Origin of the sequence: Janthinobacterium sp. EB271-G4-3-2 (assembly GCF_020858035.1) — a bacterium.
In the GTDB taxonomy this organism is placed as follows: domain Bacteria; phylum Pseudomonadota; class Gammaproteobacteria; order Burkholderiales; family Burkholderiaceae_D; genus Janthinobacterium; species Janthinobacterium aestuarii.
On the sequence record NZ_JACYMG010000019.1, the window covers coordinates 30,433 to 48,560 of the forward strand.

The 18,128-nt window shown below is 65.6% G+C and carries 19 protein-coding genes; 12 read left to right on the plus strand and 7 right to left on the minus strand.

What is annotated here, in order from left to right; all coding sequences use genetic code 11:
- Positions 1–172: 172 nt before the first annotated feature.
- Complete coding sequence (locus tag IGS55_RS26860; protein ID WP_230519267.1) at positions 173–1,186, minus strand: serine/threonine protein kinase; 1,014 nt, start codon at positions 1,184–1,186, stop codon at positions 173–175.
- Positions 1,187–1,288: 102 nt separating this feature from the next.
- Here IGS55_RS26860 and IGS55_RS26865 point away from each other — a divergent pair, with 102 nt between their 5' ends.
- From IGS55_RS26865 to IGS55_RS26890, 6 genes are all read left to right on the plus strand, one after another.
- Positions 1,289–1,987, plus strand: a complete 699-nt coding sequence (locus IGS55_RS26865; RefSeq protein WP_034785080.1) for a UPF0149 family protein — start codon at positions 1,289–1,291, stop codon at positions 1,985–1,987.
- Between the two features lie 77 nt (positions 1,988–2,064).
- Positions 2,065–2,985 carry a LysR family transcriptional regulator gene (locus tag IGS55_RS26870; protein WP_230519268.1) on the plus strand — a complete coding sequence of 307 codons (921 nt, stop codon included), beginning with the start codon at positions 2,065–2,067 and terminating at the stop codon, positions 2,983–2,985.
- Positions 2,986–3,102: 117 nt separating this feature from the next.
- Entirely contained in the window at positions 3,103–4,638 is a 1,536-nt protein-coding gene (locus IGS55_RS26875; RefSeq protein ID WP_230519269.1) for an MFS transporter, read from the plus strand.
- Between the two features lie 28 nt (positions 4,639–4,666).
- Positions 4,667–5,749, plus strand: coding sequence for an HlyD family secretion protein (locus tag IGS55_RS26880; protein ID WP_230519270.1), 1,083 nt, complete (start codon positions 4,667–4,669; stop codon positions 5,747–5,749).
- Positions 5,746–7,185 carry an efflux transporter outer membrane subunit gene (locus IGS55_RS26885; RefSeq protein WP_230519271.1) on the plus strand — a complete coding sequence of 480 codons (1,440 nt, stop codon included), beginning with the start codon at positions 5,746–5,748 and terminating at the stop codon, positions 7,183–7,185. The genes IGS55_RS26880 and IGS55_RS26885 overlap by 4 nt, the downstream gene beginning before the upstream one ends.
- The gene (locus IGS55_RS26890; RefSeq protein ID WP_230519272.1) at positions 7,182–7,616 is read left to right on the plus strand and encodes a hypothetical protein; all 435 of its coding nucleotides are present in this window, start codon (positions 7,182–7,184) and stop codon (positions 7,614–7,616) included. Before IGS55_RS26885 ends, IGS55_RS26890 begins: the two co-directional genes overlap by 4 nt.
- 9 nt (positions 7,617–7,625) lie before the next feature.
- On the opposite strand, the gene IGS55_RS26895 is transcribed toward IGS55_RS26890, so the two are convergent.
- The 5 genes from IGS55_RS26895 to IGS55_RS26915 form a co-directional block, all read right to left on the minus strand.
- Complete coding sequence (locus IGS55_RS26895; RefSeq protein ID WP_230519273.1) at positions 7,626–8,414, minus strand: ATP-binding cassette domain-containing protein; 789 nt, start codon at positions 8,412–8,414, stop codon at positions 7,626–7,628.
- Between the two features lie 8 nt (positions 8,415–8,422).
- Positions 8,423–9,469: a FecCD family ABC transporter permease gene (locus IGS55_RS26900; protein WP_230519274.1), complete on the minus strand. Its 1,047-nt coding sequence runs from the start codon at positions 9,467–9,469 to the stop codon at positions 8,423–8,425.
- A complete protein-coding gene (locus IGS55_RS26905; protein WP_230519275.1) occupies positions 9,466–10,392 on the minus strand; it encodes a heme/hemin ABC transporter substrate-binding protein in 927 nt (308 codons plus the stop codon). Before IGS55_RS26905 ends, IGS55_RS26900 begins: the two co-directional genes overlap by 4 nt.
- On the minus strand, positions 10,380–11,465 hold the full coding sequence (locus IGS55_RS26910; RefSeq protein WP_230519288.1) for a hemin-degrading factor: 1,086 nt from the start codon (positions 11,463–11,465) through the stop codon (positions 10,380–10,382). Before IGS55_RS26910 ends, IGS55_RS26905 begins: the two co-directional genes overlap by 13 nt.
- 212 nt (positions 11,466–11,677) lie before the next feature.
- Positions 11,678–12,577 carry a DMT family transporter gene (locus tag IGS55_RS26915; protein ID WP_058051029.1) on the minus strand — a complete coding sequence of 300 codons (900 nt, stop codon included), beginning with the start codon at positions 12,575–12,577 and terminating at the stop codon, positions 11,678–11,680.
- A gap of 237 nt (positions 12,578–12,814) precedes the next feature.
- On the opposite strand from IGS55_RS26915, the gene gcvA reads away from it, so the two are divergent.
- Both gcvA and IGS55_RS26925 read left to right on the plus strand, forming a co-directional pair.
- The gene (gene gcvA, locus IGS55_RS26920; RefSeq protein WP_070220093.1) at positions 12,815–13,759 is read left to right on the plus strand and encodes a transcriptional regulator GcvA; all 945 of its coding nucleotides are present in this window, start codon (positions 12,815–12,817) and stop codon (positions 13,757–13,759) included.
- Positions 13,756–14,121: a hypothetical protein gene (locus tag IGS55_RS26925; RefSeq protein WP_230519276.1), complete on the plus strand. Its 366-nt coding sequence runs from the start codon at positions 13,756–13,758 to the stop codon at positions 14,119–14,121. The genes gcvA and IGS55_RS26925 overlap by 4 nt, the downstream gene beginning before the upstream one ends.
- 81 nt (positions 14,122–14,202) lie before the next feature.
- Here IGS55_RS26925 and orn read toward each other — a convergent pair whose 3' ends face one another.
- Positions 14,203–14,799 (minus strand): oligoribonuclease, encoded by a 597-nt coding sequence (gene orn, locus IGS55_RS26930; protein WP_170846480.1) that lies wholly within the window; start codon positions 14,797–14,799, stop codon positions 14,203–14,205.
- A gap of 56 nt (positions 14,800–14,855) precedes the next feature.
- Between orn and IGS55_RS26935 the strand changes: the two genes are divergently transcribed.
- The 4 genes from IGS55_RS26935 to IGS55_RS26950 all read left to right on the plus strand — a co-directional run bounded on the left by IGS55_RS26935 (position 14,856) and on the right by IGS55_RS26950 (position 18,100).
- Positions 14,856–16,136 carry a M48 family metallopeptidase gene (locus IGS55_RS26935; protein WP_230519277.1) on the plus strand — a complete coding sequence of 427 codons (1,281 nt, stop codon included), beginning with the start codon at positions 14,856–14,858 and terminating at the stop codon, positions 16,134–16,136.
- On the plus strand, positions 16,133–16,498 hold the full coding sequence (locus tag IGS55_RS26940; protein ID WP_046682282.1) for a 4a-hydroxytetrahydrobiopterin dehydratase: 366 nt from the start codon (positions 16,133–16,135) through the stop codon (positions 16,496–16,498). The genes IGS55_RS26935 and IGS55_RS26940 overlap by 4 nt, the downstream gene beginning before the upstream one ends.
- On the plus strand, positions 16,495–17,400 hold the full coding sequence (gene rsgA, locus IGS55_RS26945) for a ribosome small subunit-dependent GTPase A (RefSeq protein WP_034785059.1): 906 nt from the start codon (positions 16,495–16,497) through the stop codon (positions 17,398–17,400). The genes IGS55_RS26940 and rsgA overlap by 4 nt, the downstream gene beginning before the upstream one ends.
- A gap of 283 nt (positions 17,401–17,683) precedes the next feature.
- The gene (locus IGS55_RS26950) at positions 17,684–18,100 is read left to right on the plus strand and encodes a hypothetical protein (protein ID WP_230519278.1); all 417 of its coding nucleotides are present in this window, start codon (positions 17,684–17,686) and stop codon (positions 18,098–18,100) included.
- The last annotated feature ends 28 nt before the right edge of the window (positions 18,101–18,128 follow it).

An 18,128-nucleotide genomic window follows, 5' to 3' on the forward strand; every position in this document is an offset into this window, starting at 1 on the left:
AAATCAGCGCGGCAAGAAGAGCCTGTTTTACCGCCCTTTTCATCATTTCACCAATCAAACCTACTGCGCGTCGCGCTTTGCGTCCGGCGATGCTCACTGGGCGTCAGCCCAGTTGCGCTTCTCGGACGCAAATCACTGCCGCTCGCTACGGTTTTATTGGCAAAATATGCATTCAGATGGGCCAGAGGGGCGCCTCATCCATCAAGGCCACCTGCTCCCTGAGTTCCAGGATGCGGTCCTGCCAGTAGCGCTGCGTGTTAAACCACGGGAAGGCGACGGGGAAGGCGGGGTCGTCCCAGCGGCGCGCCAGCCAGGCCGAATAATGGATCAGGCGCAGGGTGCGCAGCGCTTCGACCAGGTACAACTGGCGCGGGTCGAAATCGCAAAAATCCTCGTAGCCGGCCAGGATGTCGCTCATCTGGCGCACCATCTCGCCGCGCTCGCCCGACAGCATCATCCACAGGTCCTGGATGGCCGGTCCCATGCGGCTATCGTCGAAATCGACGAAATGGGGGCCGGCGTCCGTCCACAGCACGTTGCCGCCATGGCAGTCGCCGTGCGTGCGCAGCATGGCCACGTCGCCCGCGCGGTCATAGCAGCGCTTGACGCCATCGAGCGCCTGCTGCGCCACGCTGGAATAGGCGGCCAGCAGTTCGGGCGGCAGGAAATTACCTTCCAATAGAAACTCGCGCGGTTCGACGCCAAACGTCTGGTGGTCGAGCGCAGGCCGTTCCTTGTAGGCCGACAGCGCGCCGACGGCGTGGATGCGGCCGATGAAGCGCCCTATCCATTCCAGGGTGGCCGGGTCGTCCAGCTCGGGCGCGCGGCCGCCGTGGCGGGGGAAGACGGCAAAGCGGAAGCCCTGGTACTGGTGCAGGGTGCTGCCGTTGATTTCCAGCGCCGGCACCACCTGGATTTCACGCTCGACCAGCTCGGACACGAACGCGTGTTCTTCCAGGATGGCCGTATCGCTCCAGCGCGCGGGACGGTAAAACTTGGCCACCAGCGGCGCGCCGTCTTCGATGCCGACCTGGTAGACGCGGTTTTCATAGCTGTTCAAGGCCAGAAGACGGCCATCGCCGCGCAGTCCCACGCTGTCGAGGGCGTCGAGCACGCAATCGGGGCTCAGGGCGGAAAAGGGATGGACGGGCCGGTCGTCCTCGTGCGGCTGGTTTTCATTGTGCATAAGCGACATTGTAAGGCGCGCGCGGGCCGCAGGTGCAAACACTTCGGTGATGAAGCGCCGCAAGGCGTATACTGGCGCCTTACATTCATAAAAGAGCAAGCCATGCAACTCGAACAGCCATTATCAGAAAAAGAATTTGACGAATTAGACCAATTCCTGTTGTCGGAGCGCTGCTCCGAAGACGCGATGACCATGGATATGCTGCACGGCTATCTGACGGCCGTCGCCATCGGCCCGGAACCGATCATGCCGGCCGAATGGTTGCCGCGCGTGTGGGGCGAAGATGCCGAAGATGCGCCGAAATTCAAGAACAGCAAGGAAGAAGAACGCATCGTCAACCTGATCATGCGCTTCATGAACGAAGTGCTGGTGACGTTTGAAGTGGCGCCGAAGGAGTTCGAAGCCCTGTTCGTCGAACACGACTACGAAGGCCAGACCCTGATCGACGCCGAAGCCTGGTGCTGGGGCTTCTGGGACGGCATGGAACTGCGTCCGGGCTCGTGGAATGAGATCTGGGATTCCGAAGTGGCCGAACTGATGCAGCCGATCTACCTGCTGGGCGCCGACGAAATCAAGGAAGAAGAGCTGAAACTGGTGGAAGACCCGGTCAAGGCGCACAAGCTGGCGCAGGAACTGGAAGCGAACCTGCCGGCCATCCACCGTTTCTGGGTCCCGCGCCGCAAGGCACCGGTGCAAACCATGAAGCGCGAAGAGCCGAAAGTGGGCCGCAACGACGACTGCCCTTGCGGCAGCGGCAAGAAGTTCAAGAAATGCTGCGGCGCCGAGCCGGCAGCCGAGTAATCGCGCAGTAGCATCCCTGTTGCGCCGGCATCCTGCCGGCGCAGCGCCGGCGCTGGCCCCCGGGCTATAATCGCCGCATGAAACTCCCCGACCTGAACCTGCTCGTCGCCCTCGACATCCTGCTCGAGGAAGGCAGCGCCGTGGCCGCCGCGCGGCGCATGAACCTGAGCGCGCCGGCCATGAGCCGCACTCTGGCGCGCATCCGCGACGCCATCGGCGACCCCGTCTTCGTGCGCTCCGGGCGCGGCCTGGCGCCCACACCGCGCGCGCTGGAGTTGCGCGAGCAGGTGCGCGGCGTGGTGGAGCAGGCGCACGCCATCTTCACGTCGGGCCGCGAAGTCGACTTGCGCACCCTGGAACGCACGTTCAGCCTGTGCGCCAATGACGTGTTTGTCGGCGCCTACGGCGGCAAGCTGCGCGACCTGCTGGCAGTGCACGCGCCGCACACGGTGCTGCGCTTCGTGCCCGAAGGCGACGGCGCCACGGAAAACGACGCCCTGCACGCGGGCCGCATCGACCTGTACATCAGCGCGCGGCGCGCCTTTGCACCCGACATCAAGCTGCAGCAGCTGTTTACCAGCGGCTTTGTCGGCATCGCCCGCAGCGACCACCCGATCTTCGACGGCCCCGTCAATCTCGACAGCTTTACCGAGTACGAACATATCAGCGTCTCGCGGCGCGGCCTGGCGCGCGGCCCGTTCGACACGGCCCTGGCCGAGCGGGGCTACACGCGCCGCGTCTCGCTGATCAGCCCCAACTTCCAGTCCGCCATCTTCGCCGTGGCCGATTCGCGCCTGCTGCTGCCCTTGATGCCCACGCCGCTGCTGGCCATCGTCGAGCGCCTGGGCCTGAAGCTGCGCACCTTCGAGCTACCGATTCCCGTCGACAGCGTCGACGTGATGCAGGCCTGGCACCCGCGCCTCGACCACGACCATGCGCACCGCTGGCTGCGCCGGATGATCAAGGAGCTGTGCGGCGGCACGCCGCCAGGCACCTAAGGGCTGAGCTCAACCACCATTGCGCCAGACGCAATTCACACTTCCTTAATTATCAATTTTCACAAGATTAACGGCTACCTATACTGCGTGGACTGATCCTTATCCACGGAGTTCCCTGTGTCCGCTGTACCGCTTCCCGGCGCCGCCCCCGCGGCCGCGCCGCCTGCTCCCCCTGCTTTCGGCCTGCGCCTGGCCACGGGCCTGACCGGCGTGCTGCTGGCCGTGCTGGTGTCCGGCCTGAATGAAAACATCACCAAGGTCGCGCTGGCCGACATCCGCGGCGCCATGGGCATCGCGCGCGACGACGCCAGCTGGCTCGTGGCCCTGTATGCGGCCGCCTCGGTGTCGGCCATGGCGTTCGCGCCGTGGTGTTCCGTCACTTTTTCGCTGCGCCGCCTGACGGCCGCCGCCATCATCGTCTGCATGGCCGCCGGCCTGCTATGCCCGTTTGCGCCGAACCTGTCCGTGCTGATGTTCCTGCGCGTGGTGCAGGGCGCGGCCGGCGGCGCCCTGCCGCCCATGCTGATGACGGTGGCGCTGCGCTTCCTGCCGCCGAACATCAAGCTGTATGGCCTGGGCGGCTATGCGCTGAGCGCCACTTTCGGCCCCAGCCTGGGCACGCCGCTGGCCGCGTTCTGGACCGAGTATCTGGGCTGGCGATGGGCGTTCTGGCAAGTCGTCCCGGGCAGCATCGTCGCCCTGCTGATGGTGTCCTGGGGCTTGCCGCAAGACCCGCTGCGCCTCGAACGTTTCCGCCAGTTCGACTGGCGCGGCCTGCTGCTTGGCCTGCCCGCCATCAGCATGCTGGTGGTGGGCATGCTGCAGGGCGAACGCCTGGCGTGGTTCGCCTCGCCGCTGGTCTGTGTGCTGCTGGGCGGCGGCGCCGTGCTGCTGGTACTGTTCTTCATCAACGAGTGGTCGCATCCGCTGCCGTTTTTCAAGCTGCAGCTGCTGTCGCGGCGCAATCTCAGCCATGCCTTGCTGACCCTGGGCGGCGTGCTGTTCGTGCTGCTGGCCGTGATCCTGATCCCCTCGTCCTACCTGGCACAGGTGCACGCCTACCGCCCGCTGCAAACGGCGCCCGTGATGCTGATGGTGGCGCTGCCGCAGCTGATCGCCCTGCCGCTGGTGGCCGCCCTGTGCAATCTGCGCGCCGTCGACTGCCGCTGGGTGCTGGCCATCGGCCTGGCCCTGCTGGCCCTGTCCTGCGTGTTCGGCGCGCGCATGTCGCCCGACTGGATACGCACGCATTTCTACCTGCTGCAAGCGGTGCAGATCTTTGCGCAACCGATGGCCGTGATTCCCTTGCTGCTGCTGGCCACCACGGGCCTGGCGCCGCAGGATGGCCCATTCGCCTCGGCCTGGTTCAACACCATCAAGGGCATGTCGGCCGTCGTCGCCACCGGCGTGCTCGATGCGCTGATCACGCGCCGCAACCATTTCCATTCGACGGTGCTCAGCGACCGCCTGGGCAACCTGCCGGGCGGCATGGACATGCCAGGCCTGGGGTCTGGCCTGAGTGCGCGCATGCATGCGCAAGTCGTCACCCTGACCTCGTCCGACCTGTACCTCTGCGTGGCCGCCATCGCGCTGGCCATGATTGTGATCATCCCCATCCTGCCGACGCGCGTCTATCCGCCGCGCGCCGCTTGAATTTTCATTTTTACGAAAGAGCATCCCCATGCAAAAAACCATACTGCGCTCGCGCGCTTTCCTCCTCGGCCTGGCCCTGCTGGCCTGCGCCCTCGCCTTTTGCGCCTGGCAACTGCTGTTCGCCCGCGGCGACGAACAAGGCACGGACGACGCCTTCGTCAGCGCCGACTACACCGTGCTCTCTCCCAAGGTGGGCGGCATCGTGCGGGAAGTGCTGGTGGAAGACAACCAGGCTGTCAAGGCGGGTCAGCTGCTGGCCCGCATCGACGACCGCGATTACCAGGCCGCCGCCGCCTCGGCACGCGCCGAAGTCGCGGGCGCCGAGGCGCAGCTGGACTATGCCCGCGCCACCTTGCAGCGCCAGCAATCGGTGATCGAACAAGCCAGCACCCTGGTCGAGGCCAACCAGGCGGAAGACAAACTGGCGCAGCAGGAACTGGCCCGTTCAACGCACCTGGCCGGCCAGGGCGCGGGCAGCGTGCAAAACGCCCAGCAGGCGCAATCGCGCTACGACGTGAGCCGCGCGCGCCTGGCGCAAAACCGCGCCGCCCTCGTCTCCACCCGCAAGCAGACGGACATTTTGCAAGCGCAGCAAGGCGCGGCCGAAGCGGCCCTGCTGCGCGCCCGCGCCAGCCTGCAACGGGCCGAACTGGATCTGTCGCATACGCAGCTGCGCGCCCCGATCGACGGCATCGTGGGACGCCGCGCCGTGCGCGTCGGCGCCCTGGTGGCGCCCGGCGCCAGCCTGATGGCCGTGGTGCCCTTGAACCGCAGCTTCGTCGTCGCCAACCTGCAGGAAACCCAGCTCACGCACGTGCGCCAGGGCCAGCGCGCCAGCATCGCCGTCGACGCCTATCCGGGCATGCTCCTGCACGGCACCGTGCACAGCATCGCGCCCGCCACGGGCGTGACGTTTGCCGCCATCGCACCGGAAAACGCCACCGGCAACTTCACCAAGGTGGTGCAGCGCATCCCCGTCCGGATCGCGCTCGACCCGGAGCAGGATGGCGACCGGGACCGGGGCACTCGCCTGCGCGTGGGCATGTCGGCCGAAGTGCGCATCGATACGGCCATGCGCCGTCAAGCATTGACACAGGTGAGCGCGCGATGAAAGCACTGATCTTGATCACGGCCCTGGGCCTGGCCGGCTGCGCCAGCGTCGGCACCGACTTCCAGCGCCCGCGCAATGACCTGGGACAGCAATGGCGTCAGGCGCAGGATGCCCGATTCGCGGCGGCACAGGATGGCGCCATCGAACAGCGCTGGTGGGACGGCTTTGGCGACGCGACCTTGTCGTCCCTGCTGCGGCGCGCCGCCGGCGCCAACCTCGACGTGCTGGCGGCCGCCAGCCGGCTCGAGCAAAGCAGCGCCGCACGGGGCGTGGCCGGCGCCGCGCAAGGCCCCTCGCTGGGCGCGAATGGCGGCTACAACCGCGCGCGCAACAGCGAACAAGGCTTGAGCGACCCGTCGCGCAACAACGGCCAATCCGCCTACAGCCTGTGGCAAGGCAATCTTGACGCGGCCTGGGAGCTGGATCTGTGGGGCCGCGTGCGGCGCGAAGTGGAAGCGGCCGACGCGCGGATCGACGTGGCCCAGGAAACGCAGCGCGGCGTGCTGCTGGCCGTGCTGGCCGAGACGGCGCGCGACTACATCGAGCTGCGCGGCGCGCAGCAAACCCTGGCCATCACGCAGCAGCTGCTCGACATCGCCCGCCATACCCTGGAGCTGACCCGCATCCGCCTGCGCGAAGGCGCGGCGACGCAGCTCGACGAGGCCGAGGCGGCGGCCCACGTGGCCACCATCGAAGCGCGCCTGCCGCCGCTGCAGCAGCGCGAAGCGCGCCTGGGCAATGCCCTCGCCCTCTTGCTGGCGCTGCCGCCGCAAGCCTTGCAGGCGGAGCTGGCGGCGGTCAAGGACATTCCCGCCGTGGCCATGCAAGTGCAGCTGGGCGTGCCCAGCTGCCTGGCCGAGCGGCGTCCCGACATCCGCCGCGCCGAAGCGCAGCTGCACGCGGCCACGGCCGCCATCGGCGTGGCGCAAGGCGATTTTTATCCGCGCATCACGCTCTCGGGCAGCGTCGGCCTGCAAGCGATGCAGCTGTCCGATATCGGCTGGGACGCCAAGCGCTTCGCCTTCGGTCCCGGCTTCAGCGTGCCCCTGTTCGATGGCGGCCGCCTGCGCGGCAGCCTGCAATTGCGCGAGGCGCAGCAGCAGGAAGCGGCCATCGCCTACCGCCAGACGGTGCTGGCCGCCTGGCACGAGGTGGAAGACGCCTTGTCCGGCTACCAGGCCAACGCCCGCCGCCAGGCCAGCCTCGATGAAGCCGTCAAACAGGGACGGCGCGCGCTGGGCAGCGCGGAACTGCAGTACCGCCAGGGCGGCACGGACTTGATCAACGTGCTGCACGTGCAAAACACTTTATTGAACAACGAAGCGGCGCTGGTCGACAGCCGCGCCACCGCGTCGCTGTCGCTGGTCCAGGTCTACAAGGCGCTGGGCGGCGGCTGGCAAGCCTTTTCAAGCACCTCGCAAGAAAGTACCCAATGAAACCGAACCCCGCACATTTTTCCATCCACGACGTCAGCGACTTTCCCATCGTGCGCTTTCGCCCTGAAACGGCCGTCGCCGGCTATGCCCCGCTGTGGGAAAACGACATGGATGCGCTGCTGCGCCACGGCGAACCGTTCGTCATGCTGTTCGAAGAGGAACGCAGCGACGAAGCGCACGTCGACCGCAAGCGGCGCGGCCTGTGGCTCAAGCACAACAAGGTGGCGCTGGCCGCCATTTGCCGCGGCCTAGTGTCCATCGAGGCGGACGCGGAACGGCGCGCGCGCCTGCAGGCGATGGCGGCCGGCGCCATGAAAGCGTTCGGCATCGTGCAAGAGGTGGCGGCCACGCGCGAACAGGCCGACGCCCTGATGGTGTGGCTGCTGGGCAGCGGCCAGATGGCGCGGCCGCGCGCGGCGGACGTCTGGTAAATGGATCGATCAGGCGGCCCTGCGCACCGCGCTTCTGGCGGGGATGACGCACACGTGGCCGTCGCTGCTGGTCGCCGTCGTCAGGGCGATGCCGTACAGCGCGGCCAGGGCGGGCACGGCGCCGGCATCGCTGGCGATGTCGCCGACCAGCTGGCCCGAGCGCACGAGCAGCAGCCGCTCGAAACCCAGCAAGGCGTGATTGATGTCGTGCAGGATGGCGATGACGGCGTGGCCGCGCGCGGCGCAGAACTGCCGCAGGCTGTCGAGCAGATCGAACTGCAGGCCGGGATCGAGCGCCGCCAGCGGTTCATCGACGAGTATCAAGCCATCGCGCACATCCCACATCTGCGCGAAGATGCGCGCCAGCTGCACCCTGGCCTGTTCGCCGCCGGATAAAGTATCCAGGCGGCGGCCCAGCAAATGGGCGGCGTGCGCCAGCGCGGCCGCGTCCTGCACGATCCGTTCCAGTTGCGGATCGACCAGGCGCGCCACCCGTCCCAGGCCGATCACCAGTTCGCACTGCAAGCCGAAGGCCATGTTCGCGCCTTGCGGCAGCACGGCGCGGCACCGCGCCAGGTCGGCCAGCGGCCACTGCGCCAGGGGGCGGCCGGCAAGCATCACCTGGCCCGCCTGCGGCTGCAATTCGCACGCCATCAGTTTCAACAGGGTCGACTTGCCCGCGCCGCTGGGACCGAGGATGGCGACGCGCTCGCCGGGTGCCACCTGCAGATTGAACGGGCCGAAATACTGCTGGCCCAGTTGTGTCGTGGCGAAGGAGAGTTCCAGCAGTGGCGTCATGTTCACCTCTAGGCGGTGCCGTGGCGGAAGCGCCGCAACAGCATCAGGAAAAATGGCCCGCCCAGCAAGGCCGTGAAAATGCCGACGGGGACTTCCGCGGGCATCGCGACCGTGCGCGCGAGGGTGTCGGCCAACAGCAGCAGCAAGCCGCCGGCCAGCATGGACAGCGGTAGCACGCGGCGCTGGTCCGCGCCCAGCCAGGTGCGCACCAGGTGCGGCGCGATCAGGCCGATAAAACCGATGCCGCCGCACCAGGCGACGGCAAACCCCGTCAGCACGGCCACCAGCACGATCACCTGCGTGCGCAGCCGGCCCACATCGACGCCCACGTGCAGCGCCTGCGCCTCGCCCAGCGCCAGCGCGTTCAATGAACGCATCAGGTAACGCGTGGCCCACAGCGCGCCGGCCAGCACCAGCAGCAAGGCCGCCACCTGGCGCCAGCTGCCGGCCGACAGCGAACCCAATGTCCAGAAAGTCAGGGTGCGCAACTGGTCGTCGCTGGCCAGGTAGATGCACAGGCCCATGACGGCCACCGTGATGGCGTTCAGCGCCACGCCCGTCAGCAGCAGGCCGACGATGGAGCCGGGCGTGGCCCAGCGGGCAACCCTGTCGAGCAGCACGCAGATGAGCATGGCGCCGGCAAACGCGGCCCCCGGCAGCAGCCACACGCGCAGCTCGGGCGCCACGTGCAAGCTGGCGGCAAAGACGATGGTGGCCGCGCCCGCGCAGGCGGCGCCGCTGCTCACGCCCAGCAGCCCCGGGTCGGCCAGCGGATTGCGAAACAGCCCTTGCGTCAGGCCGCCGGCCAGCGCCAGCGCGGCGCCGATCAGGGCGGCGAACAGGGCGCGCGGCAAGCGGATATGCCACAGCACGTACGCGCCGCCGGACAATGCCTCGCCGCCCGCCTGAAACGGCGCCAGCCAGTCGGCCAGTGTCACGGGCACGGCGCCCGCCTGCACGGCGACGAGCAAGCCGCAAGCCAGGGCGGCGGCCAGCAGCCCGCCTGCGCCCCAGCGTGGCCAGGACAATGCCGGCGTCATCGCGCGCACGTTCATGCGGCCATGGCTTTGACAAATGCGGCGTCGAGTTCGGCCAGCGCCTGCGGCATGCGCGGGCCAAAGCCCAAGAGCAGCATGGCTTCCTGCGAGACGATGCGGTGCTTGCGCCCGGCCGGCGTCTGCGCCAAGCCAGGCAGCTTCAAGATGCCGTCCACGCCGCCCGACGCTTTCAAGCCCTGGTCCGTGACCAACACGATATCGGGCCGCGCGGCGATCACGGCTTCCGGCGTCAGCGGCTTATAGCCGGCGAATCCACCCTGCCCGCCCATCACGTTGACGGCGCCCGCATACGCGAGCATGGCGTCGGCGCCCGTCTCGCGCCCGCCCACCATCACTTGGTTCGGCGCATGGGCGAGGATGAACAGCACGCGCACGGGCGCATGCTGGCGCTGCCGCACCTTGGCCAGGGCGCCGTTCCACTGTTGCTGCAGGGTGTGCGCCAGGCGCGCGGCCGGGTCGGCGCGGCCCGTGATCTGGCCCACCTGTTTTACCCGTTCGAGCAAGCCTTCGAATTGGTTGTTCGCGCTGAGCACCGCCACCGGCACGCCCGCGTCGCGCACCTGGCGCAGCACGGCTTGCGGCCCCGCTTCCTCGGTGGCGATCAGCTGCGTGGGCGCCAGCGACAGCACGCCCTCGGCCGACAAGGCGCGCGCATAACCGACCTGCGGCAGCTGTTGCGCCACGGCCGGATACAGCGAGGTCGTATCGACGCCCACCAGTTCGCCCTGCGCCTCGAGCGCGTAGACGATTTCCGTCAGGGCGCCGCCCACGCTGACGATGCGCCGCGCTTTCGCCACAGGCTTGCCCGCGTCCGACACGGCGGCCAGCACCTGCATCGGCGCGGCCAGGGCCAATGCTCCGGCCCCCATCTTTTTCAGCGCGATGCGGCGCGCCACGCTGGCGGCGATCATGCGGCGCATAGTTCGCCCTCCTGCGCCACCCGGTCGACGATATGGCGCCATTCGCACAATTCATGCACGCCTGGCTTGCGTTCGCCGAAGAACATGACGATGGTGTCGCCCTTCGCGTCGAACAGTTCCACGGACGTCACCAGGCCATCGACCGTGGGCTTTTTCACCACCCAGGCGCTGGCGATATGGTCTTCGCGCAAATGCAGGTTGAAGCGCGTGTCGAGGATATTGATCCACGGCCCCATCACGGCGATCTTGTGCACGGGGCCCGAATGGATCTGGATCATGCCGGCATTGCCGACGAAAGCCATGATCGATACTTTTTCAAGGGCGGCGTCCTTGAGCAGGTCGAGCACGCAGGATTTGTCGAGCTGCTGCACGAAACGGGATTCCGCCAGGCGCAGGCCCTGCAGGCGCGAGACCGAATATTTTTTCAGCACGGTGAAAAATTCATGCGTGTCGCGCAAGTCGGCCCAGGCGGCACGAAAGCCGGCCACGTCGATCTGCGCGTCGGGCAATTCGGCCGGCGCCGGCGCTGGCGCCATCACGGCGATGCCGGCCGTTTGATCAGCGTCGGCAAAATGCGCCACCAGCGCGTCATAGGCGGCAAGGTCGCTTTGCGGCTTCAGGAAAATCTTGTGCACGGCCTGGCCGGCCGCATCGAAAAACTGCAGGCTGCGCTGCACTTCCTTTTCTCCCATCTCGCGTACGGCAAAGCCGTGCGCCCACTGGCGGTAAAACACGCGCAGGTCGATGTCGCCACCGAGCACCAGGCCCACGTGGTTGTTGTGGCTGGCTTGTCGATAGACGCCCGTCTTTTCATGCACGCACGAGGCGTTGCGCGTCAGCGCCATGACTTCGCCCAGCGGTTCCAGCGCGGCGATGATGGCGGGCCAGTCGGCCTGCAGGCGCTCGGCGCCCAGCAAGGCGCCATTGGCCAGCGACAGGCCGGCATGCGCGGCGATCAGCTCGCCTTCGGAAATGCCCAGGTCTTCGGCGATGTCGCGGTGGCGGGCTTTTTTCTCGCGGCGCAGGCGGGTAAATTCGCTGGTGACCAGCTCGGTATTGCAAATAGGGGGCATGCTCGACACGGTGTCTCCTTTCAAGGCGAACACTGGCTGGCACGGGCTGGCTGGTGGTGGGGGAATCTTGAAGTCAATTATAAATGAGAATCATTCGCAATCAAGTGTTATTTATATGAAGAAAATACGCGCGAAAAAAAGCGCCGCGACAGGAAACCCGTCGCGGCGCAAAGGAGACCGATCGATACAACCGATCAGTTCGGGAAAAAAGGTCAGGCGCTCGCTTGCACGGCCGGCATGGATACCGGCTTGGCAGTGGGCCGCTGCGCCAGCAAGACCACGGCGGCCAGCACCATGGCGCCGCCCAGCAATTGCGTGCCGCTGACGGACTCCTTCAGCAAGGTCACGCCGAAGGCCATCGTGATCACGGGCTCGAACGTGGAAATGATGGATGCCTTGGCCGCGCCGATCTGCGCCACGCCGGCAAAGAAGGCGGCGATGGCGATGGCCGTCGAGAACAGGGCGATGGCGCTGACGGCCAGCCAGCCCGTCGCCGTGCCTGGCAAGGACACGCCCTGCCACAGGGCGATCGCGCTGTTCGACAGGCCGGCCGTGCCCAAAATCACGACGCAGGCGGCCAATGGATGAATATTCTCGCGGCTTTTCGACAGGCTGTTGCCAAACAGGATGTACACGGCATACACGCCGGCGGCCATCAATGCCAGGGCGATGCCGATGGGCTGGCCCTGCAGCTTGCCGCCCAGGGTGATGGCCATGCCGGCAATGGCCAGCGCCATCAGCACCAGCATGCGGCGGTCCAGCTTTTCCCAGCCCAGCGCCAGCGCGAGGATGGTCACCAGCACGGGATACACGTACAGCAACATGCCGCACAGGCCGCTGCTGGCATACATGAGGGCGTTGAAATAGCCTTGCGACTGGGCCGTGTACATCAGGCCCATCAGCATATAGCCGGCCAGCAGGCGGCCACGCGGCAAGCGCCAGCCGCCGAGCCACACGAGCGGCAGCAACAGCATGGCGGCGATAACGAAACGCAAGGCCAGCATGGTCGACGGGTTGACCCCGGACGCATATGCCGCCTTGGCAAACACTGCGGAACTGCCGAAACCGGCGGCCGACAGCAACACCAGCGCAACAGCGCGGCGATCAGACATGACTAAACCTCTTTGAGTACGCCTGGGCAAACCTGCTGCGTAGCGCGACGGTTTTCCAGGCGTTGTAACGTTGTAAATATAAATGCCCTGCCAGGCCGGGAGATGTGCATGCGTGAATCCTGTTGCGGGTCACTTCACGCGATGATGGCATCATATTCGCTTGCGCAAAATGAAACAAACCAATATTCTTCACGGATAGGCCAAATAATACTGAGGCTCAATTCTCTTGAGAATGCCATGTCACGTCCCCTGCCCCCACTCGCCGCCCTGCACGCCTTCGAGGCGGCCGCCCGCCATGAAGGCTTCCAGCGCGCGGGCGAAGAATTGCACGTGTCGGCCGGCGCCATCGGCCACCACGTGAAACAGCTGGAAGCGTGGCTGGGCATCGTGCTGTTCCAGCGCCTGCCGCGCGGCGTGGTGCTCACCAGCGCGGGCCAGCGCTATGCGGCCTCGCTGGGGCCGATCCTCAACCAGCTGGCCGACGTGTCCGAGCAGGCCAGGCGCCAGGGCGATGACAAGGTGGTGACGGTGACGGCCACCAGCTCGCTCGTCTCGCGCTGGCTGATGCCGCGCCTGGGCCGGCTGCGCGACCGCTATCCGCAGATCGAGCTGCGCGTGCTGGCGTCGATGCACCCGGTCGACCTGGCGCGCGACGGCGTGGACGTGGCCATCCGCCTGGGACCGGGCCGCTATCCGGGCCTGAAAGTCGATTTGTTGATGGAAGAATGGTTTTCCGCCGTCTGCAGCCCCGGTTTCCGCGCCAACGCGGCCAGCCTGCGCCAGCCGGCCGACCTGCTGCGCTACCCGCTGCTGCACGACGAGCCGGAAGTGCACTTGCCCGGCGAAATCGACTGGACGCGCTGGCTGCACAGCTGCGGCGTGCATTACAGCGGCAATAGCGGCAACAGCGGCGCGCGCTTTTCGCACACCTATCTGTGCCTGGACGCGGCCGCCAGCGGCCAGGGCGTGGCCATTGCCGCCAGCCCCCTGATCGGCGACGACCTGCGCTCGGGCCGCCTCGTGCGCGTATTCGAACACGCCGTGCGCGGCCCCCACTGCTATTATCTGCTGCGCTCGCCCCAAGCGGAAACGCGGCCCCTCGTGCATGCATTCTGCGAATGGCTGATCGCCGAGGCGCGCGCCGACCAGGAAACCGTCTGGCCCACCGTGGAGACAGCATGACGAGCAGGGAACTGGCGCGCAGCGCCGCATATATTGTCCAGCATGAGTACGAACAGGCAAGCGTGATCGCGGCCGATGGCAGGCAAGCCCGAGTGGGCGCGTTCTATGGCGACCCGGCCGTGGCCTTGATCGATGTCCATGAGCAATGGTGCGCCGTGGCGGGCGAGGGATTGGTAATTTGCCGGCTGGAACAGGGGTTCGGCCAGTGCGCGGAATACTACCGCCAGCCTGGCGAAGTGCGCTGGATTACGGACTTGCGGCAAACGGGACCGTTTGTGCTGGAGTGGCAAGGCGAGGATGGTGCGTGGTCCACCCTCGATGTCGAGCCGGTGGATGCGTCGGCTTACGCGCAAGGGCGCTAAGCCGACCTACGCCGACCTCCTCCAGCGTCGGTGGATGGCCCGTAGGTCGGCTTAGCGCGCAGCGCGTAAGCCGACAACACATTACAACTTGATGAAGTGCTCGCGGTAGTACTTCAATTCCTCGATCGATTCCAGAATATCGGCCAGCGCCGTATGCTTCTGGTGCTTCTTGAAACCGGTGGCGATTTCCGGCTTCCAGCGCTTGCACAGCTCTTTCAGTGTCGACACGTCAACATTGCGATAGTGGAAGAACGCTTCCAGCTTCGGCATGCCGCGCACCATGAAGCGGCGGTCCTGGCCGATGGTGTTGCCGCACATGGGCGACTTGCCTGCCGGTACGTATTTCTTCAGGAACGCGATCAGCTCCGCTTCCGCCTGCGCTTCCGTCACGGTCGACGCTTTCACCTTGTCGATCAGGCCCGAGCGGCCGTGCGTGCCCTTGTTCCAGGCATCCATCTTGTTCAGGGTTTCATCGGACTGATGAATCACGAACACGGGGCCTTCGGCCAGCAGGTTCAAATGCATGTCCGTGACCACCACCGCCACTTCGATGATGCGGTCGGTATCGGGCTCCAGGCCCGTCATTTCCATGTCGACCCAGACCAGGTTCATCTCGTTTGGACGTGCCGGCACGGCGGGTGCGGGGGTGGATGCAGTTAAGTCGGTCGCTTGTGACATAATTCTCTCTTGGCCTAATCAAACTAAATAATCAGCCATTTTCTCACAGGCACAGAATGTATTCACTCGCGTTTTCGATTTTGTTTGTATCCGTCCTCGTTTTGACCCTGGCCGTGCGCTTCTGGCTCGCTTCGCGGCAGATTCGCCACGTGCTGGCCCACCGCGCCGCGGTGCCGCCCGAATTCGCGGAAAAAATCCCGCTGGCCGCGCACCAGAAGGCGGCCGACTACACGGTGGCGAAGACCAAGTTCGGCCTGCTGACCCTGCTGGTCAACTACGCCGTGCTGATCGGTTTTACCTTGCTGGGCGGCCTGCAATGGCTGGCGCTGCACCTGAATGAATGGATGGGGCCGGGCTCGCCCATGCTGTACCAGATCGGCCTGATCGCCGCCTTTGCCGCCATTTCCGGCCTGATCGACCTGCCCTTCGATTACTACCGCCAGTTCGTGCTGGAGCAGCGCTTCGGCTTCAACACCATGGCGCGCAAGCTGTTCTTCACGGACATGCTCAAGGGCGTGGGCCTGGGCGCGGCCATCGGCCTGCCGCTGATCTGGGTCGTGCTGACCCTGATGGCCAAGTCGGGCGACCTGTGGTGGCTGTACGCATGGGTCGTCTGGAGCGGTTTCCAGTTGCTGATGATGGTGCTGTTTCCCACTGTCATCGCTCCCCTGTTCAACAAATTCACGCCGCTGGCCGACGAAGCGCTGAAAAGCCGCATCGAAGGCTTGATGCAGCGCGTCGGCTTCGCCTCGAAAGGCCTGTTCGTCATGGATGGCTCGAAGCGCAGCGCCCACGGCAATGCATATTTCTCGGGCTTTGGCGCCAACAAGCGCATCGTCTTCTTCGACACCCTGCTGTCGCGCCTGGCGCCGCAGGAAATCGAAGCCGTGCTGGCGCATGAACTGGGCCACTTCAAGCTCAAGCACATCGTCAAGCGCATCGCCATGCTGTTCGTCATTTCGCTGGGTTTCCTCGCGCTGCTGGGCTTCCTGAAGACGCAGCCATGGTTCTATGCGGGTCTCGGTGTCGACCCTGTCGCCCTGGCGCTCACCGGCCAGCCGACGGACGCGCTGGCCCTGCTGCTGTTCATGCTGGCCTTGCCCGTCTTCACTTTCCTGCTGGGACCGTTGACGTCGCTCAGCTCGCGCAAGCACGAATTCGAAGCGGACGCCTTTGCCGCCACGCACACGCAGGCGGACGACCTCGTCTCGGCCCTCGTCAAAATGTATGAAGACAATGCGTCGACCTTGACGCCCGACCCGCTGCACTCGGCCTTTTACGACAGCCACCCGCCGGCCAGCGTGCGCATCCGCCACCTGAAAGGGGCTACGACATGAATACGCCATCGACTTCGCAAGACCTCGCCCAACTGAGTTGCTCGCCGCGCCAGCAGGCGCTGGGCGACACGGACATCGCCACCCTGCATGCCCTGCTGCCCCAGTGGACGGTGCAAAATGGCAAGCTGTGCCGCGACTTCGGCTTCAAGAATTACTACCAGACCCTGGCGTTCGTGAACGCCCTGGCCTATATGACCCATACGCAAGACCACCATCCGGAGCTCATCATTACTTACAAAACCTGCGCCGTGCGCTACGACACGCACTCGGTCAACCAGGGCGCCGGCGGCCTGTCCGAAAACGACTTCATCTGCGCCGCCAAGGCAGACCTCATCTACCAGAGCAGCCAGGTGACCGCATGAGCGAAGGCAAGTTGACGGGCGTCATCATCGCCGCCCACGGCCGCCACTACCTGGCCGACGTGGACGGCGCCAAACTGCAATGCGTGACGCGCGGCAAGAAAACCAATGTGGCCGTGGGCGACATCGTGCACCTGACGCGCACCTCGAACGACCAGGCCGTCATCGACCGCATCGAAGAACGCAAGACCCTGCTGTACCGCTCGGACCAGTACAAGTCGAAATTGCTGGCCGCCAATTTGACGCAACTGTTCATCGTCGTGGCGACAGAGCCGGGCTTTGCCGACGACCTGATCTCGCGCTCGCTGGTGGCGGCCGACGCGGCCGGCATCGAGGCGCGCATCATCCTCAACAAAACGGACGTGACCGCGTCGCTGGAACGCGCCCGCGAACGCCTGCTGCCGTATTCCTCGATGGGCTATCCCGTCGATGAAGTGTCGGCGCGCGCCGAACCCGAGCACGCCGTGGCCACCCTGGCCCCCCTGCTGGCGGGCCAGTCGTCGATCCTGATCGGCCAGTCGGGCATGGGCAAGTCGTCGCTGATCAACCTGCTGGTGCCGGACGCCGACATCGCCGTGCGCGAAATCTCGGCCGCGCTCGACACGGGCAAGCACACGACGACCTTTACGCGCCTGTACAAGCTCGACGAACTGGGCGCGAACAGTTCCATCATCGATTCGCCCGGCTTCCAGGAATTCGGCCTGTACCACCTGTCCGAGGGCATGCTGGAGCGGGCCTTCCGCGAATTCCAGCCGTATCTTGGCGGGTGCAAGTTCTATAACTGCCGCCACCTGATCGAACCGCAGTGCGCCATCCTGCAGGCCTTGTCTGAAGGCAAGATCGCCAAGATGCGCCATACCCTGTACGGCCAGCTGCTGCACGAATCGGCGCAAACCTTGTATTGAACACGCATGGCGCCCGCCGCCGGGGCGGGCGCCAAACCGATAAAAACATTACCACCACGAATTAAACAGAATTAAATTCCGCTGCACAGCCCGCTTTCCGCCATTCATTCCAAAACCGTCCGTCGTCCGATTTCGCGTTTCATCGCCGGATTCCTGCGTTTCATCGCTTTGCGCTGGCATCGCACCGGTCCACTTGCTACCTTGGCATTGTCCCCGCCAGCGAACCTGCTGGAGACAACATCAGTCTAACTCCAACCAGCATTTTTGATCACAAGGTGAAATCATGACAGCATCGTTCTCGCGTACCCTCGCCCTCGGTAGCGCCGCCCTCGTCCTCGGCCTGTCTTGCCTCAGCGCCAGCGCACTGGAAATCGGCGAACAGGACAAGGTCCAGATCTCCGGCAAGGTCTATAAACTGGCCCCGCAGGAATTCAGCCAGTACGGCAATAGCTACCAGCTCGACACGGGCGATACCTTGCTGCTGCGCCAGCAAGTGAACCGCTATTTCACGCAAATCAAGGGCCAGCCCGAAGTAGAACTGTTCGGCCGCGCGCCGGGCGTCTTTGAAACGGCCGGCGGCACCCGCATGGAATTTCGCAACGATGGCGACGTCATCGCCATTAGCGGACTAAACAATATTCCGGGCGCCGTGGCCAAGGCTGGCGAAACGGCCAGCACCGTGCACTTCGCTGGCCGCTAAAGCAAGCGGCACAGCAAACGACCGCCGT

Bases quoted from the DNA above. Each gene is read 5' to 3' on its own strand.
- IGS55_RS26860 (WP_230519267.1), bottom strand. From the start codon at position 1,186: ATGCACAATGAAAACCAGCCGCACGAGGACGACCGGCCCGTCCATCCC.
- IGS55_RS26865 (WP_034785080.1), top strand. From the start codon at position 1,289: ATGCAACTCGAACAGCCATTATCAGAAAAAGAATTTGACGAATTAGAC.
- IGS55_RS26870 (WP_230519268.1), top strand. From the start codon at position 2,065: ATGAAACTCCCCGACCTGAACCTGCTCGTCGCCCTCGACATCCTGCTC.
- IGS55_RS26880 (WP_230519270.1), top strand. From the start codon at position 4,667: ATGCAAAAAACCATACTGCGCTCGCGCGCTTTCCTCCTCGGCCTGGCC.
- IGS55_RS26885 (WP_230519271.1), top strand. From the start codon at position 5,746: ATGAAAGCACTGATCTTGATCACGGCCCTGGGCCTGGCCGGCTGCGCC.
- IGS55_RS26890 (WP_230519272.1), top strand. From the start codon at position 7,182: ATGAAACCGAACCCCGCACATTTTTCCATCCACGACGTCAGCGACTTT.
- IGS55_RS26895 (WP_230519273.1), bottom strand. From the start codon at position 8,414: ATGACGCCACTGCTGGAACTCTCCTTCGCCACGACACAACTGGGCCAG.
- IGS55_RS26900 (WP_230519274.1), bottom strand. From the start codon at position 9,469: ATGAACGTGCGCGCGATGACGCCGGCATTGTCCTGGCCACGCTGGGGC.
- IGS55_RS26905 (WP_230519275.1), bottom strand. From the start codon at position 10,392: ATGCGCCGCATGATCGCCGCCAGCGTGGCGCGCCGCATCGCGCTGAAA.
- IGS55_RS26910 (WP_230519288.1), bottom strand. From the start codon at position 11,465: ATGCCCCCTATTTGCAATACCGAGCTGGTCACCAGCGAATTTACCCGC.
- IGS55_RS26915 (WP_058051029.1), bottom strand. From the start codon at position 12,577: ATGTCTGATCGCCGCGCTGTTGCGCTGGTGTTGCTGTCGGCCGCCGGT.
- gcvA (WP_070220093.1), top strand. From the start codon at position 12,815: ATGTCACGTCCCCTGCCCCCACTCGCCGCCCTGCACGCCTTCGAGGCG.
- IGS55_RS26925 (WP_230519276.1), top strand. From the start codon at position 13,756: ATGACGAGCAGGGAACTGGCGCGCAGCGCCGCATATATTGTCCAGCAT.
- orn (WP_170846480.1), bottom strand. From the start codon at position 14,799: ATGTCACAAGCGACCGACTTAACTGCATCCACCCCCGCACCCGCCGTG.
- IGS55_RS26935 (WP_230519277.1), top strand. From the start codon at position 14,856: ATGTATTCACTCGCGTTTTCGATTTTGTTTGTATCCGTCCTCGTTTTG.
- IGS55_RS26940 (WP_046682282.1), top strand. From the start codon at position 16,133: ATGAATACGCCATCGACTTCGCAAGACCTCGCCCAACTGAGTTGCTCG.
- rsgA (WP_034785059.1), top strand. From the start codon at position 16,495: ATGAGCGAAGGCAAGTTGACGGGCGTCATCATCGCCGCCCACGGCCGC.
- IGS55_RS26950 (WP_230519278.1), top strand. From the start codon at position 17,684: ATGACAGCATCGTTCTCGCGTACCCTCGCCCTCGGTAGCGCCGCCCTC.